A 16,372-nucleotide genomic window follows, 5' to 3' on the forward strand; every position below is an offset into this window, starting at 1 on the left:
AGATACGCAAAAACTCCTCTATAGATAAAAGAGGAGTTTTTATTATGCCATTAGCTTACGAATTAATTCACTCAGTAATTTAATCCCGTTAGTCATTTGCTCTGGAGAAGCATATCCATATGATAAACGAATGTATTGATTTGATTCTTCTTCATAAATACGTCCTGGGTTTAAAAGAATTCCTTTTGATAGCGCCTCTGAAAATAATTTCTTCATCGAAATGTTAGGTACAACCTTTAGCCATATAAAAAATCCACCAGTAGGAATATCCCACGCGGCAACATCTGCACAATACTTATTTAAAGCTTGTATCATGATTTGTCTTCGTTCTTTTAATTGAATTCTTACATTTGCTACATGTTCTTCATAAAAACCTTTTTTTATCCATTCAGCAGCGACTCTTTGAGATAAAGAGCTCGATCCATAGTCCGTTTGCATTTTTATATCTGACAATCTATCAATAACTGGTTCAGGTCCCATAATCCATCCAATTCTAAGTCCTGGGCTAAGTGTTTTAGATAGGCTCCCAATATATAATACATGTCCATGTTTATCCATCGACTTTAAAGGAGCTGGAGGTGGTTCATCAATCCATAACTCGCGGTAAATATCATCTTCAATAATAGGTAGCTGGTCCTTTTCACATATTTTTATTATTTCTTTTCTTCGCTCTTTAGACATTAATATCCCTGTTGGGTTTTGAAAACTAGGGATAGAATATAAAATGTTTTTCTTTTGACTATATTTAATGCGTTTTAATAATTCGTTAGGTAAAACACCGTGATGATCCATAGCTATACCAGATAAATTTATATTTGCTGATTGAAATACATGAAGTGAATATAAGTAAGAAGGTTGTTCAAGTAAAACAGTGGATTCTCGATGCAAAAGACCAATTGATATTAATTGCAATGCTTGTAATGCACCAGAGACGATTAATATAGAACTCGGTGACGTATGGATTCCAAATGATTTTACGTATTTACTTATTGCTTCACGTAACGGATAAAACCCTTTTTGTTCTTCGTATCCAAAATAATCTAATTCGTCACTTACGCTTTTCATAATGGACTGCATCGTTTTTAGCGGAAAAAGTTCAGGAGCAAGTTCACCTTTACTAAGGTGGATAAGTGTTTTATTTGCTTCTGCTTCATTTATTTCTCGCACCATTAACTTGCTAGGCTTATGAATACCAGCCTTTACATATTCACTCCAATCAGGCGGGGGATTCGTCGCTAATAATGACCATGTATTATTCGTTACAATTGTTCCTGCTCCGATTTGTCCTTGAATTAAGCCATCTGCCATTAGTTCATCTAGCGCAGTTATTACAGTACTTCGATTTACATGAAATAATTTGGCTAACTGACGTTGACTAGGAATCTTACTTCCAATAGGCCATTCACCGTATTCAATTTTTTCTTTCATATAATCTACTATCTGCCGATATTTAGGCAGTTTTTTATTCGTTGCCATAAAAAAACTCCCTCGTTCACTTTAAAAATGCCAAGTGGTTGGTTTTTACGATAAGTAACTGGTTGAAGACATTGTATCAACTATTAAATATGATGAAAAGAAATAATTGGTAATTATAAAGTGGTTGGTTTGAAGGGGGAGAAAAACATGAATTATAAAAAACGGGATTTTTCGATTATTTGTGCTCATGCTTTTACGATTTTAATATGGGGGACTGCCTTTCCGGCAATTCGTATGGGGCTTGAATCTTATACACCTGAGCATCTTACTTTACTACGTTTATTAATCGCTTCATTTATACTTCTGTTGTTTTCTTTTATTTACAAGTTACGGCTACCGGATTTAAAGGATATCCCAGCAATTTTTATGTTCGGTGCGTTAGGATTCACTTTTTATCACATAGCATTAAACTATGGCGAAAAAACAGTAAATGCTGGTTCTGCAAGTTTAATTGTTTCCGTCACACCTATAGTAACGGCAATTCTTGCTTCTGTTTTTTTGAACGAAAAAATGAAATTAAATGGTTGGATCGGTGGTGTAATTAGTTTTATAGGAATTGCTCTCATATCATTTAGTCAAGGAGATGCTATTCAATTGAATAGTGGGGGATTATTTATATTATTAGCAGCGATTTCAGAAAGCCTATATTTTGTTTTCCAAATTTCTTACTTAAAAAAGTACGGCTTTTTACCATTTACCATATATACAATTTTATCTAGTACTGTATGTATGTTTATTTTCTTACCGGGAATGTATCAAGAAATACTAGCAGCTCCTCTTGAAGTGAATGTGAGTGTTTTATATTTAGGCTTATTTCCAACAGTACTCCCATATGTCACATTGGCCTATATCATATCTCATGCTGGTGCTGCTGAGGCAACAAGTTCTCTATATTTAACGCCAGTAACTGCATGTTTTATTGCTTGGTTATGGTTAGGTGAATTACCGACTTTTGTTTCGATAATTGGCGGGGGAATTACTATACTTGGAGTTTTAATTGCACATGTATCACTATCAAAAAAAGAAAAATATACAACTCTAGTAAATAATAAATCAATATAAACTCATTCCATAACCATTTTATTATACTTTTTATTATAATTTCTTTCTTTTGTTGATAAATATAATATTTTGTATTTTAGTTAAATATTGTATGTTACATTTTGGGTAGTAAGTATTTTAAAAGGAGATGAAAACATAATGAATGGAAAAAGGAAAGTTTTCACATGTATTTCTATTATAGGAATCGGATTAGCTAGTTTTTCTAATTCTAGTTTCGCAGCAATTGTAACGGACAATTCAGTACAAAATTCTATTCACGTAGTTAATCAACAAGTAGCTGCTGCAAAGGAAATGAAACCATTTCCCCAGCAAGTTAATTATGCAGGTGTTATAAAACCGAATCATGTTACACAGGAAAGTTTAAATGCTTCTGTAAGAAGTTACTACGATAATTGGAAAAAGAAATATTTGAAAAATGATTTATCTTCTTTACCTGGTGGTTATTACGTAAAAGGAGAGATTACGGGTGATGCGGATGGGTTTAAGCCACTTGGAACTTCAGAAGGTCAAGGGTATGGGATGATAATTACAGTATTAATGGCTGGTTATGATTCGAATGCTCAAAAAATCTATGACGGTTTATTTAAAACAGCAAGAACTTTTAAAAGCTCTCAAAATCCTAATTTAATGGGATGGGTTGTCGCAGATAGTAAAAAAGCACAAGGTCATTTTGATTCTGCTACTGATGGGGATTTAGATATTGCGTATTCCCTTCTTCTTGCTCATAAGCAGTGGGGGTCAAATGGATCGGTTAATTATTTGAAAGAAGCACAAGACATGATTACAAAAGGTATTAAAGCTAGTAATGTTACAAATAATAACCGACTAAATTTAGGAGATTGGGCTTCTAAAAGTTCACTTGATACAAGACCATCTGATTGGATGATGTCACACCTTAGAGCATTTTATGAATTTACAGGTGATAAAACTTGGCTTACTGTTATTAATAATTTGTACGATGTTTATACGCAATTTAGTAATAAGTACTCTCCAAATACAGGGCTTATTTCAGATTTTGTTGTGAAAAACCCACTACAACCAGCACCTAAAGATTTCTTAGATGAGTCACAGTATACAAATGCATATTATTACAATGCTAGCCGGGTACCATTAAGGATTGTAATGGACTATGCGATGTATGGAGAGAAAAGAAGTAAAGTTATCTCTGACAAAGTCTCTTCATGGATTCAAAATAAGACGAATGGAAATCCTTCTAAAATTGTGGATGGTTATCAATTAAACGGATCCAATATTGGTAGTTATTCAACTGCTGTATTTGTTTCACCATTTATTGCTGCAAGTATAACGAGTAGCAATAATCAAAAGTGGGTAAATAGCGGTTGGGATTGGATGAAGAATAAGAAAGAAAGTTACTTTAGTGATAGTTATAATTTATTAACTATGCTATTTATTACAGGTAATTGGTGGAAACCAGTACCTGATGATAAGAAAATAGAAAACCTAATAAATGATGAAGCTCAAAAAGGATACGATAAATAACAGGGTATTCTTTTTAGTAAAAGGAATTAGCACTATGCTAGTTCCTTTTTAATATTTCGTGAAGCAATATAGGTTTACAATTAAATAAAGAAAAATTTAATAAGATCATGTTGTAGGTTGTTGTTGGAAAAGGGAGAATATGTCACTCTGTTGAATATAAAAATACAACTTATTTATAAAGGAGCCTAAAATATTGAATATCCAGTTAAAGATTGTTACGAGAGCAAATTGGGAAGATGCATTAAAATTACAAGTTAAAGAAGAGCAAAGAAAATTTGTACCAACTGTAGCAGTTTCACTTGCTAAAGTGTATATAAAACCAGATGGTGACAATGTAGAATACATACCATTTGCGATATACGACGGCGAGCTAATGGTTGGTTTTGTTATGCACGCTGTTATAAAAAAGACAACTGATATGTATTGGATAAACGGCTTTATTATCGATCAAAAGCAGCAAGGCAATGGGTATGGAAAAGCAGCATTACAGAAAAGCATCTATTTAATAAAAAATACATATAAGGCGTGTAGAGAAATAAGGTTAACGGTACATAAAGATAATGTCTCTGCAAAGAAATTATATGAACGTTACGGTTTTCAACCATTGGGACATGATTATGATGGGGAGCAAGTTTATCGTTTATTTGTTAATCAATTATAAAGTAAATGGCTGGGAGGGATAGCAATTGAAAAATAAATTTCATCATATTGTACGAGCTGTATTGATAAAGGATAAAAAATTATTAGTAGCTGAATATATTGGCCATCATTATTTTTTACCAGGTGGTCACGTTGAAGTTGGCGAATCGGCTGAGAATGCATTAATAAGAGAATTGCGAGAAGAACTCGGAGTTAACTGTAGTATAAAACAATTTTTAGGAGTCATAGAAAACAAATGGGAAGACCGAGAAGTTCTTCATCATGAAATTAATCACATTTTTGAAATAGATTCACAAGAGTTACATAATGATTTCATACCAAAATCTAAAGAATCTCATTTAGCGTTTCACTGGATAGATTTTAATCAAGAAGCTTTAAATACTTATAAGATCATGCCAGCTCCTTCGGTTAAAGAGTTGCTAGAAAGAAAATTAAGCGATGAACTACTAAACTGTTGGATTAGTAATTTTTAAATACCTCTATTAATAATAAATTCGTCTACCGAAAAGGGATTAAGAAAATAGGCTAAAAAACAAGGTACATCACCTAGTGTAAGTTCATATTTTGTTGATGTACGCATTTAGTCTATAGTCTTGTTTCTACCTTGTTTGCAAAAGTATACGAACTTTAACATTGGGACGGAATTTATTTTTATAAATGGAGGGTTTCGGAATGAATCAATTTCAACAAGAACTACAATCATTAAATCTTAATGATTATCAATCTGGTAATGTTGTGTATTGGGATCAACTACAACAAAATCAATATCCATACTATTACATTCAAGACGATGCACGTCGTTGTGGCGGATGCGGAGGTTGTGGTGGTCGCTGTGGTGGATGTGGCGGCGGAAGATGCGGAGGTTGCGGTGGTCGTTGTGTAGGATGCGCTGGTTGTTTCGGTTGTTTCGGTTGTTTTAACTGCTGGAATTGGTGGATCATTTAAGTATAGAAAATCAATCATATTTCGCATGAAAGAAAGGTGTAAATATTATTTTATATTTTTCTTTCATGCTGTAATTTTTTATTCGTGTTAAGGAGGATGTATTTGTATACACACGATAAGTTAATTTCTTGGGTAGAAAATATAAAAAAAGAAAATCATAGTTCTGCAACAGCACTGTGCATCATAAAAGATAACAAAATCGTACTAGAGCATTATAGTGGCCATCATTCAAATGTATCTACAAGCAAGAAAGTAACAGTTTCATCACAATTCAACGTTGCTTCTGCGAGAAAAAGTTATTTAAGTTTAATGGTAGCATATGCGCTTTACGAAGGGAAAATAAACGCTATTGATGATGCAGCGATAAAATATTTTAGAGACTTTGATCCTGCATTGCTTGGTAAAACAACGATAAGACATTTAGTAACACATTCGCACGGATTAGAAGAAACGAATGACGGGACAATTTTTCGTGAATTTGAACCGGGACAAGCTTGGGCGTATAGAGATATTAATGTAAGGATGATGACACATCGGATTTATCAGCTATATAACAAAAGTTTTCCCGAATTGTTAAAGGAGCGTGTATTTGATCTAGCTAATTTCCAAGAAACAGGTTGGAGAATTCAGCAAGATGAAAATTTAGTTGAAGTTGTTAATGATCCAAATGAAGATGCAATTAGCACAATTGGTACAGTAGATGACGGTACGGAAAAAAATCTGTTTGTTTCAGCTAGAGAATTTGCTTATTGGGGGAATCTTCATTTAAATCAAGGTGTATTAAACGGGAAACAAATTGTTCCAAAAGAAGTAATAGAAATTGCGACAAGTTTACAGAGTCCAACATTTACAAACAATGAACTACCACAAAACGGGTTATTTTGGTTCGTTCAAAATGAACCTGCGCTTTTAAGTGAGCTTGGTGAATGAGTTCCAAAAGGATCGTTTCAAATATTAGGAATTACCGGTCCGACTATATTAGTAATACCTGAATTTAATGTAGTTGTTGCGAAAATGTATAATAAAAGATATAACTACGGCGGTGATAATTATTTATATTATTTACGTGAATTCAGCAATTTAGTCGCAGATACATTTCGTAACGGTAATGGGGCATAATTACTCCTATAGTGAAAATGAAAAGGAGTGAGAGAAAGTGAAAGATAAAATGAACAAAAACAAAAAGCAAAACATTAGAGATGTAAATACAGAACAAAATGCAATTTATAGCGATCCGAAAGATGCAGCTAACATGCAAACGGTACCGCAGCCGAAAGATTTTGATGAAATTGAATATTAATTTTTCGTTCATCCGACTATATGATGAATGAAAAATACATCTTAAGTCCCATCACATGATTGAAATCTTTTGGTACTCTATATACATAAGCATTTGAAAATGTCTTATCTTAACAAAGCTTTCTTTAAGTAAATCTAATATAACCTGCAGAAAGACACTTCATTATGGAGTGTCTTTTTGTGTACATGAATTCAATTTCCATTTTTCATGCAGTATCTTGCTTCTTATGATGGTTATACTAACTGTGAAAATTCATGTCATGATAAAAGAAGGGGACAGTTAGTATGAAACAAACCTCTATAAATCCGTTACTAATTGTTCTAGGTACAATCGTTGTTCAAATTGGTCTTGGGACAATTTATACATGGAGTTTATTTAATCAGCCCCTTGTAAGTAAGTTTGGATGGAATCTCAATGCAGTTGCAATAACTTTCTCCATAACAAGCTTTTCTTTATCATTTTCAACCTTATTTGCAGGAAAGTTGCAGCAAAAATTAGGACTTCGAAAACTCATCGCTACTGCAGGGATTGTGCTGGGACTCGGTTTAATACTTAGTTCACAAGTTTCTTCCTTACCATTACTATATTTATTAGCTGGTGTAGTAGTTGGTTATGCTGATGGAACTGCTTATATTACATCATTATCTAATTTAATTAAATGGTTTCCAAATCGAAAAGGACTTATTTCTGGTATATCTGTTTCTGCATATGGAATGGGCAGCTTAATCTTTAGATATATAAACGGAAGTCTCATCGATAGTCTTGGTGTATCACAAGCATTTTTATATTGGGGGATTATCGTTTTACTTTTAGTATTAACTGGATCTTTCTTCTTACGTGAAGCAATAGTAAGTAACACCGTAACTGAGACTTTACACAATGATTATACGCCTCGTGAAATGATGCAAACGAAACAAGTATATCTTTTGTTTTTTATGCTATTCACATCGTGTATGGGTGGCCTATATTTAATCGGTATGGTAAAAGATATCGGAGTGCAGCTCGTTGGACTTAGCGCAGCAACTGCAGCTAATGCCGTTGCAATGATTGCAATTTTTAATACGGTAGGTAGAATTGTTCTTGGAACATTATCAGATAAAATTGGTCGAATGAAAATTGTCTCTGCAACATTTATTATTATTGGATTGTCAGTCTTTACTTTAAGTTTCATTCCACTAAATTACGGCATTTATTTCGCTTGTGTAGCAAGCGTTGCCTTTTGCTTTGGTGGTAATATCACAATCTTCCCAGCAATTGTTGGAGATTTCTTCGGATTAAAAAACCATAGTACAAATTATGGGATTGTATATCAAGGTTTCGGGTTCGGTGCACTTGCAGGAGCGTTCATTGGAGCGTTACTGGGTGGATTTCAACCGACCTTTATTATAATCGGTGTTTTAAGTGTTATTTCCTTCATTATTTCGATATTAATTCGTCCACCAAAAGCAGAAAACAAAAAAGAAACACGACATTTATATCGGAAAGTAGCTTAAGTTTAAAAAGAGTCCTTGTATAGGGCTCTTTTTATATTACAAAATAAGTGAAAATGATTTGAAAGGTAGTAAAGTAATTTATTTCTTTAGCAACTAAGTAGCAGATTAGTAAAATATTCATATTGTTTTATAAAGGCACTGAAATCATGTTATAAACCTACATTAACCACCTTTGTTATTAGATATGCAATTCATTTGTACACCATTATTTTATTATAAAGGTAGTTGGCTTATATTGGTTACAACTATAATTTCTTCTTTTATCGCATTCACTTCAACAAATATTGATGACATTTTTATACTTCTTGTTTTATTTTCACAAATAAGGACAGGAGTAATTAAGAAAGAAGGTAGAACTGTCCGAGGAAAAACTAAAATGAAAGAACTTTATATTGTTACTGGACAATATTTTGGGTTTAGTTTCATTATTTTTCTAAGTATCATCGGTTCTTTAAGCGCTTTTTTCATTCCTGTTTCGTGGATCGGATTATTAGGATTCGTGCCCATTTATATAGGAGTGAAAGGACTATTGTCACTTCGTTCTTATAGAAGTAACGAAGTCATTGATAACGCTTCTAGTTCAATATTTAAAGTAGCTTCAATTACATTAGCTAATGGAGCTGATAATATTTCGATTTATATACCAATATTTGCTAGTCAAAATCTTAATGCCAATATTGTTACATTAGTAATCTTTTATTGCATGATAGCAATATGGTGTTTTATTAGCTACAAATTGATAAGAGCTCCTATTTTAGCTAAAGTACTTGAGAGAAATTGTCATATTATCGTTCCAATCGTTCTAATTGGTTTAGGAATGTTCATTCTTGTCCGCAGTAATACAATTGAATTATTGTGCTAATATGTTGAAACTTGGATTAAAAAGAATCAAGCGCCGTAAAAAGCCGTAATACAGATAAAATGTAGTATGGCTTTTCTTTATATTAGTGAAATGAAATAGTGCTCTACGTCTATTAAGTTAGACAGGATATTACGATTATTAAATTGAATAGATACTTTAAAAGGAGCGTGATAATTAAAATGAAAATAGTAAAACAATGGATCCAGGAAGATAGTGATTACATAAGAGAAAAAGTAATTGAATATAACCAAAAACATATTTCGGATGAAGAGAAAAAGCCTTCAGAAAAAATTAGTTTTATAGTGAGAAATCAAGAGGAAGAAATTGTAGGCGGAATAACTGCAATTACATTTTGGCACCACGTACATGTCGATTTCCTTTGGGTTTCTGAAGAATATAGACACGAAGGCTACGGAACCAAGTTATTAAAACTTATTGAAGAATTTGCAATTGAACAAGAGTGTAGGCTAATCAATTTAGATACTTTTAGCTTTCAGGCACCTGTGTTTTATAAAAAACATGGATATAAAGTAATTGGAGTAAGTGAAGATCACCCTAAAGGGCACAATCGATACTATTTAGAAAAAAGGTTAGAAATTATATAGAATCCAAAAATGAATTTATCAAAGTATAAAGAGCGTACGTTGAATAGTTGCTTTCAAAATACGTTCTTTTTTATTTAGTCATAAAGAGATATTTAAAAGCAGGAACTATAGTAGTACCTGCTAAATATTTTATTGAAATTATAAAGAAAATGCCAAGTGATGTAACAATATAAAGTAAGGATGAGCAAATCATTACGATACAGTCAGAAGAAATCACATTAAACTTAAATGGACTTCCAACATACGAGTTTCCGAATGTACCACTTATAAACGATCATGCAAAAGTACAAATAGAAACAGAACAATTGATTGAAGTGTTTAAACAAACTGTCTTTGCGGTAGCTAAAAATGAATCTAGACCTGTTCTTACCGGTGTTCATTTAGAGTTAGATCATAATAAATTAATCTGCGTAGCAACTGATTCACATAGACTTGCTATACGCGAAATGATAATTGCTACAGATACGAAAGCAAGTTGTATCGTACCAAGTGCAACTATTAGCGAACTGCTAAAATTAATGAGTAGTAATTCAGAATTCGTATACATCTATCTTTCAGAAAGTCACATTATTTTTACATTCGGTACAACTACATTATATTCAAGACTAATTGAAGGGAAATATCCTAATATATCTAGTTTAATTCCAAATGACTTTCAAACAGTCATTAACATAGATAGAAAAAGGATTTTACAAGGTGTAGATCGATCAAGCTTATTAGCAAGTGAATGGGCAAATAACAATGTTAACTTAGAAATTGTAAACGAATCTACAATTAAAGTTTCTTCTAACGCTTCTCAGATTGGAAAAATATATGAGACACAACAAGTAGATGCGATTCAAGGTGAAAAACAATTAAATATATCTTTCGATGGACGATTTATGTTAGATGCTTTAAAGGCAATAAAAGAAGAAACGGTTACTTTAAGCTTCAGCGGTTCTATGAGACCGATATTAATTGAAGCAGGGACACAATCTGCAGCAGTACATCTTATATCTCCAGTAAGAACTTATTCATAACAAAGGAAGGATTTACTTTATGTACAAGCACACTCTATGTTTTATAAAGAGAAATGAAGAGATACTTATGTTAAATAGAGAATATGACCCTGTAAAAGGATTGTGGAATGGGGTAGGGGGAAAGATAGAAAAGGGAGAAACACCTTTAGAAAATGCAATTCGTGAAATAAAAGAAGAGACTAATATAGAAGTTACGCATGACCAGATTCAATTTAAAGGCATTATTAAGTGGGAAGACTCTTCATATTCTGGCGGTATGTATCTTTATCTAATAGAGCTAATGAATGAATTTACATATCAAACTCCAAAAAAAGTATCAGAAGGAATTTTAGATTGGAAAGAGATTTCTTGGATTCTAAGCGACTATAATTACGGCGTAGGAGAGATGATACCAAATTTTTTATATGAAGTACTCCACAACGAATTAATATTAGAGCACAATTTTGTTTTATCTAATCATAAATTAATAGATTCTAGGAATGAAGAATTGGCTAAGCAGGATAGTTCTATAGATAATATAGTTCAATTATAAAAAGCAGAAATTGTAATCTATCATACACAGCAAAATAATTATAACTCAAATGATTCGAAGAGTAGCTCAGGAGAAAATTCAAATGGAGATGAGTGTAATGAAGAAAATAATTATTTTACTCATAGCTGTAGTTTTAATTACTTTTGCTTTTTATCAATACAACAAAAAAGATAGTGTGGCTAAAAATGATAAAGTGTATGTAGAAGACTTTAAAGGTAAAAATGATTCAATCAAAATACAATCTGCTATTAATAAAGCAGAATCTAGTAAAATTAAAACAGTATTGCTAGATGATAAGAAGTACAAAATCACCTCAACAATTATAGTGAAACAAGGTGTAAAGTTATCATTTGGGTATGGAACACAATTTGTTGTCGAAGGTAATTTTAGAGTTCTAGAATTAGAAAAAAATGCTTCTATCGAAGGAGCCTATATAGCTATAGACGATCCTACATTTAATTCTGAAGTTATATATTTAGATGGAAAAAATAAGTATTATAACACGTGGCACAAGACACAAATAAAAGATATAAATATTATTAATTGGACAGAAACAAATAAAGGTACCGGAATTTCTTTATACTCCGCTGGAAAAGAAAATGAAATTTCGTTTGTTAACTTTGAAAACGTTAAAGTTGTGGGAATGGAAACGGGGCTGAAATTAGTAGCGAAAAAACCGAGCAGCGGACAAGCTTGGATAAATGCCAATCGTTTTATGAACTTTTCTTTAGAAGACTGTGTAAATATGATTTATATAGATTGTCAAGTAACTACGCCAAATGAAATTAGTGGTAACCAATTTACAAATCTACAAATACAGCCATCAAGTAAAACGAAAAATATATTAAGAGTAAGTGGACAGCATAACGAGTTCAGGGGAATGGTGTGGGATTTGCAGAAAATCAATCATGAAAAGGAGCTTATTGAACTAACTGATAAGAGTATGAATACAGTAATTGAAATGTCCAGTGTACCAGCAAATAGAATTTTAGATAGCGGGAAAGCAAATATAGTAAAGTAATATTTTTATTTATGAATTCACTTCTAAAAAGCGAATAGAAATAAAAATTTTAGACAGGAGATTCAATATGTGGAAAACAAATATTATCAAAACTACTAGAGGCAATTTTGAGTATTTTGTGAAGGGAGAAGGTCCGCCTTTATGCGTTACACATATGTATAGCGAGTATAACGATAATGGAAATATTTTTGCAAACCCGTTCACTAATTTTTATAGCGTATATTTAGTTAATTTAAAGGGTTGTGGCAATTCAGATTTAGCAAATACCGATTCCGAATATAGTATGATGGAAACGGTTAAAGATTTAGAAGCGATTCGGGAAGCTTTATATATTAATAAGTGGGGGTTTGCTGGTCATTCGACAGGAGGGATGTTAGCTCTTGTATATGCGACTGAAGCACAAGAAAGTTTAACGAAAATAATTGTTGGTGGCGCAGCAGCGAGTATGGAATATGCATCTCACAAAGATAGTATATACTGTAGTAAAAATGAAAATTTTAATAGAATCGTATCAATTATGAATGCATTAAATGATGATAGTACATTACAAGAAGAAAGAAAAGTATTAAGTAGAGAGTGGGCACTTATGTCTTTTTATTCTGAAGAAAAGCTTGAAGAGGCATTAAAATTGCCGAATAGCGGAAAGACAGTTGGCAATCGGTTAAATTATTTTAGACAAGTTGAATATAAAGATTATGATGTTCGTCAGAAACTTAAATTCATAAAAGTTCCAAGTTTTATATACTGTGGTAAGCATGATGCACAATGTCCCTACATATTTTCTCGTGAAATAGAAAATTTGATCCCGAACGCAGTATTAACTAAATTTGAAGAAAGTAATCATAATCCATTCGTTGAAGAAATAGACAAATTTAATCAGTTTGTAAAAAATACATTATAATTAATAAGAAAAAAAGCGAATCTTCTATATAAGACAGATTTGCTTTTTATTATAATTAGATTTTTCGCCACCAAGCATACCTAGGATAGTCTGTAGATTTTAACGTAATAGATTCGCCAATTTGAGGCGTTGTAATTTTAACTTCTAAACGCTTGGCTTCTTTTGTAACACGTTCTATCGGGTCACTCCATTCATGTAATGCTAATGTAAAAGCACCCCAATGAATTGGAAGAAGGAGTTCTCCTTTCACGTCAATATGTGCTTGTACCGTTTCTTCAGGCAACATATGAATAACAGACCACCTCGGATCATATTGTCCGCATTCCATCAATGTAAGATCGAATGGACCGTATTTATCACCAATTTCCTTAAAGTGGGGAGCATATCCGCTATCACCACTAAAGAAAACTTTAGTCTCTTGCCCAAGAATAAGCCATGAACACCATAAAGAACAGTCTCTATCTGTCATACTTCTTCCTGAGAAATGCCTTGCAGGTGCGCAAACTAATTTTAAATTATCAAACGTAATTTCGTCCCACCAATTATGCTCACTAATTTTACTAGGTGAAACGCCCCATTTCATTAAATATTGCGCAACTCCAGTTGGAACATAAAAATGCTTTGCACAATCTTTCAACTGCATAATACTCTTGTAATTCAAATGATCATAGTGATTATGAGAAATGATAATCGCATCAATTTCTTGAAGATTTTCACGCTCTAAAGAAAAAGCACCACTATAACGTTTACTATTAAACAGAGGAAATGGGGAAGAGGCATCTCCAAACATTGGGTCTAATAACAATGTTTTACCTTCTATTTTCACAAGGGAAGCAGAGTGCCCAAACCATGTCACACTCTCTAAAGACTCATTATTTTTATCCGATAAAACAATAGGTAAATTCTTTAAAGGACGCAGTTTTGATTTCATTTTAAAGTAATCAGTCATTAAACCGATAATATCTTTCGGTTTAAAACTTACATCAGTATGAATTTGATTCATATATTTCTTTTTCATTCGTTCTCCTTTTTACGTTTAACAATATACGTATGTTGTTATTGTAGCTATTTGTAGTTTAAACGAAATTAATTTACCTTTCATAAATTTGTCGAATTCATTATTCTTATATACAAAAAACAAATCATGCAGCAGTTAAAACGAATATAAAGTAAATGTAAATTGTTTTAATTTGGTAAATAATTTCTTATAAACAACAAAGAACATACGTTTTGTTATATTTTATAGAAGAAAATACGTCTCTAATTATTAAAAGGAAGGAGAGGATGTAAGTGCAAATAGAGAGAAAAAAGAAATCAAAATGTAAACTATCAAAATCTGAAATAACTCAGCTATATACAGAAGGGAAGAGTACCTCAGAAATAGCTACGCTTGCCAATGTGTCTGCTAGGTATATTCGTATGGTTTTAACAGACAATAACGTTCCAAGGCGTGCTATAGGGAGTTGGAAGAGGAGGTATGACATATCAGAAGATTATTTTAAAACATGGTCAATAGTAAAAGGTTTCGTAGCGGCAGATAGACAAATAGATTTTCATTTAAATATAGTTTACGAAAAATTAGGCTTATATCAAAATTCACAACCTGTTATCCCTGTATTTAGATCAACAGACTTATCTATACTTAACGAAATTGCGAACACAATCAGTAAAGATTTAGTCTTATTATTTAAAGAAAACGATAAACCTTTAAAAGAATACTTTGTAAGTAGCAGATACTCAAAAGAAATAACTTATGAAGAGTTCTTTATCTGGTGGTATCACTTTTTCTATACAAAAGTAACTGAAGAATTAATAAAACAAGGTGTAATTAGAATCAGTTCTCATAAGAACCAGACATATATAATTTATTAAATTTGACCTTCATATAAGTAACAGGAGGGTATGTATATGACTGTTGTATGCTTAATTAGACATGGTGAAACTGAATGGAATGCTATTGGAAAGCTTCAAGGCCGTGATAACATTGATCTAAATAAAAACGGTAAGCAACAAGCCGAAAAATGCGGTTTGTATTTGCGTGAAAACCGATGGGATGTAATTATTTCTAGTCCTTTATCAAGAGCAAAACAAACAGCTGAAATCATAAATCAGTACATGTTAAAACCAGTTGAAATCATTGAAATGGAAAATTTATAGAACGTGATTATGGTATGGCTTAAGAATTAACGACAGAAGACCGGGTGAAAATGTTTCCAAATCGTAATTATACAAATCAAGAACCGAGAGAACTACTAAAAACAAGAATTATAACCGGTTTAAATATAATTTTGAAAAAACATGCAAATAGTAATGTTATTTTAGTTACTCATAGTGCCGTCATAAATACAATTCTAGCTTTAATATCAAATAATGAAATTGGATCAGGAAAAACAAAACTTTTTACTGCCTGTATAAGTAGCATCTATTATGATCAAGAACAATGGAAAATACATGAATATAACAAAATTGATCATTTACAAACAGATAATCAATAAGAATATATAGAAAATACGATATAGGAGGAGAGAAGAATCTTGCAAAAGAAATTTATCAATCCAGAAACGATGCCACCAACTTTTGGATACTCACATGTAGTCGAAGTTAGTAACGCTAAACGAACAATTTACATATCTGGACAAGTAGCAATTAACACTGATGGTCAAATAGTTGGCATTGGAGATTTAGCTATACAAACGCGACAAGTATTCGAAAACATCAAAAGTGCATTAGAAACTTCGGAATTACAATTTAATGATGTAGTAAAATTAACATTTTTCTTAACAGATATTTCTCAAATGGCCATTGTTAGAAATATACGAGACCAATACATTGACACTAAAAATCCTCCAGCAAGTTCGGCTGTAGAAGTTAATAAGTTAATTAACGATAACTTATTTATTGAAATCGAAGCAATTGCTGTAGCAAACTAATTTTAAAAACTTATTCGTCATCATATCAATGCAATTCGTTTAATGCGTTCATTTAAAACGAATTGC

At 32.1% G+C, this 16,372-nt stretch carries 15 protein-coding genes and 4 pseudogenes; 17 read left to right on the forward strand and 2 right to left on the reverse strand.

The window, feature by feature from the left end; translation table 11 throughout:
• Positions 1-42 precede the first annotated feature (42 nt).
• Positions 43-1,476 carry a PLP-dependent aminotransferase family protein gene (locus AAG068_RS13105; RefSeq protein WP_342719599.1) on the reverse strand — a complete coding sequence of 478 codons (1,434 nt, stop codon included), beginning with the start codon at positions 1,474-1,476 and terminating at the stop codon, positions 43-45.
• Positions 1,477-1,623: 147 nt separating this feature from the next.
• On the opposite strand from AAG068_RS13105, the gene AAG068_RS13110 reads away from it, so the two are divergent.
• The 14 genes and pseudogenes from AAG068_RS13110 to AAG068_RS13175 all read left to right on the forward strand — a co-directional run bounded on the left by AAG068_RS13110 (position 1,624) and on the right by AAG068_RS13175 (position 13,376).
• Positions 1,624-2,538 (forward strand): DMT family transporter, encoded by a 915-nt coding sequence (locus AAG068_RS13110; RefSeq protein ID WP_342719600.1) that lies wholly within the window; start codon positions 1,624-1,626, stop codon positions 2,536-2,538.
• 138 nt (positions 2,539-2,676) lie between these two features.
• Positions 2,677-4,038, forward strand: a complete 1,362-nt coding sequence (locus AAG068_RS13115) for a glycosyl hydrolase family 8 (RefSeq protein ID WP_342719601.1) — start codon at positions 2,677-2,679, stop codon at positions 4,036-4,038.
• Between the two features lie 193 nt (positions 4,039-4,231).
• Complete coding sequence (locus tag AAG068_RS13120; protein ID WP_342719602.1) at positions 4,232-4,699, forward strand: GNAT family N-acetyltransferase; 468 nt, start codon at positions 4,232-4,234, stop codon at positions 4,697-4,699.
• Between the two features lie 25 nt (positions 4,700-4,724).
• Positions 4,725-5,171 carry an NUDIX domain-containing protein gene (locus AAG068_RS13125; protein ID WP_342719603.1) on the forward strand — a complete coding sequence of 149 codons (447 nt, stop codon included), beginning with the start codon at positions 4,725-4,727 and terminating at the stop codon, positions 5,169-5,171.
• A 199-nt stretch (positions 5,172-5,370) separates the two neighbouring features.
• Entirely contained in the window at positions 5,371-5,643 is a 273-nt protein-coding gene (locus tag AAG068_RS13130) for a heterocycloanthracin/sonorensin family bacteriocin (RefSeq protein WP_048525721.1), read from the forward strand.
• Positions 5,644-5,745: 102 nt separating this feature from the next.
• Positions 5,746-6,762, forward strand: a pseudogene (locus AAG068_RS13135) (serine hydrolase domain-containing protein).
• Positions 6,763-6,799: 37 nt separating this feature from the next.
• Entirely contained in the window at positions 6,800-6,943 is a 144-nt protein-coding gene (locus tag AAG068_RS13140; RefSeq protein ID WP_342719604.1) for a hypothetical protein, read from the forward strand.
• Between the two features lie 284 nt (positions 6,944-7,227).
• Complete coding sequence (locus tag AAG068_RS13145; RefSeq protein WP_342719605.1) at positions 7,228-8,436, forward strand: L-lactate MFS transporter; 1,209 nt, start codon at positions 7,228-7,230, stop codon at positions 8,434-8,436.
• Between the two features lie 235 nt (positions 8,437-8,671).
• Positions 8,672-9,298, forward strand: a complete 627-nt coding sequence (locus tag AAG068_RS13150; RefSeq protein ID WP_342719763.1) for a cadmium resistance transporter — start codon at positions 8,672-8,674, stop codon at positions 9,296-9,298.
• A 179-nt stretch (positions 9,299-9,477) separates the two neighbouring features.
• Positions 9,478-9,903: a GNAT family N-acetyltransferase gene (locus AAG068_RS13155; protein ID WP_342719606.1), complete on the forward strand. Its 426-nt coding sequence runs from the start codon at positions 9,478-9,480 to the stop codon at positions 9,901-9,903.
• An 80-nt stretch (positions 9,904-9,983) separates the two neighbouring features.
• Positions 9,984-10,922: pseudogene (gene dnaN, locus AAG068_RS13160) on the forward strand (DNA polymerase III subunit beta); the annotation flags it as partial.
• Positions 10,923-10,941: 19 nt separating this feature from the next.
• Positions 10,942-11,454, forward strand: coding sequence for an NUDIX hydrolase (locus AAG068_RS13165; RefSeq protein ID WP_342719607.1), 513 nt, complete (start codon positions 10,942-10,944; stop codon positions 11,452-11,454).
• Positions 11,455-11,536: 82 nt separating this feature from the next.
• Positions 11,537-12,475 (forward strand): hypothetical protein, encoded by a 939-nt coding sequence (locus AAG068_RS13170; protein WP_342719608.1) that lies wholly within the window; start codon positions 11,537-11,539, stop codon positions 12,473-12,475.
• Positions 12,476-12,542: 67 nt separating this feature from the next.
• Complete coding sequence (locus tag AAG068_RS13175) at positions 12,543-13,376, forward strand: alpha/beta fold hydrolase (protein ID WP_342719609.1); 834 nt, start codon at positions 12,543-12,545, stop codon at positions 13,374-13,376.
• Positions 13,377-13,431: 55 nt separating this feature from the next.
• Here the strand turns inward: AAG068_RS13175 and AAG068_RS13180 are convergent, their stop codons facing one another.
• Positions 13,432-14,394: an MBL fold metallo-hydrolase gene (locus AAG068_RS13180; RefSeq protein WP_342719610.1), complete on the reverse strand. Its 963-nt coding sequence runs from the start codon at positions 14,392-14,394 to the stop codon at positions 13,432-13,434.
• 491 nt (positions 14,395-14,885) lie between these two features.
• Here AAG068_RS13180 and AAG068_RS13185 point away from each other — a divergent pair.
• From AAG068_RS13185 to AAG068_RS13195, 3 genes and pseudogenes are all read left to right on the forward strand, one after another.
• Positions 14,886-15,248 (forward strand): annotated as a pseudogene (locus tag AAG068_RS13185) (hypothetical protein); the annotation flags it as partial.
• Between the two features lie 36 nt (positions 15,249-15,284).
• Positions 15,285-15,871, forward strand: a pseudogene (locus AAG068_RS13190) (histidine phosphatase family protein).
• 39 nt (positions 15,872-15,910) lie between these two features.
• Complete coding sequence (locus tag AAG068_RS13195; protein ID WP_342719611.1) at positions 15,911-16,306, forward strand: RidA family protein; 396 nt, start codon at positions 15,911-15,913, stop codon at positions 16,304-16,306.
• Positions 16,307-16,372: the final 66 nt, after the last annotated feature.

It is taken from the genome of Bacillus paramycoides, from assembly GCF_038971285.1.
In the GTDB taxonomy this organism is placed as follows: domain Bacteria; phylum Bacillota; class Bacilli; order Bacillales; family Bacillaceae_G; genus Bacillus_A.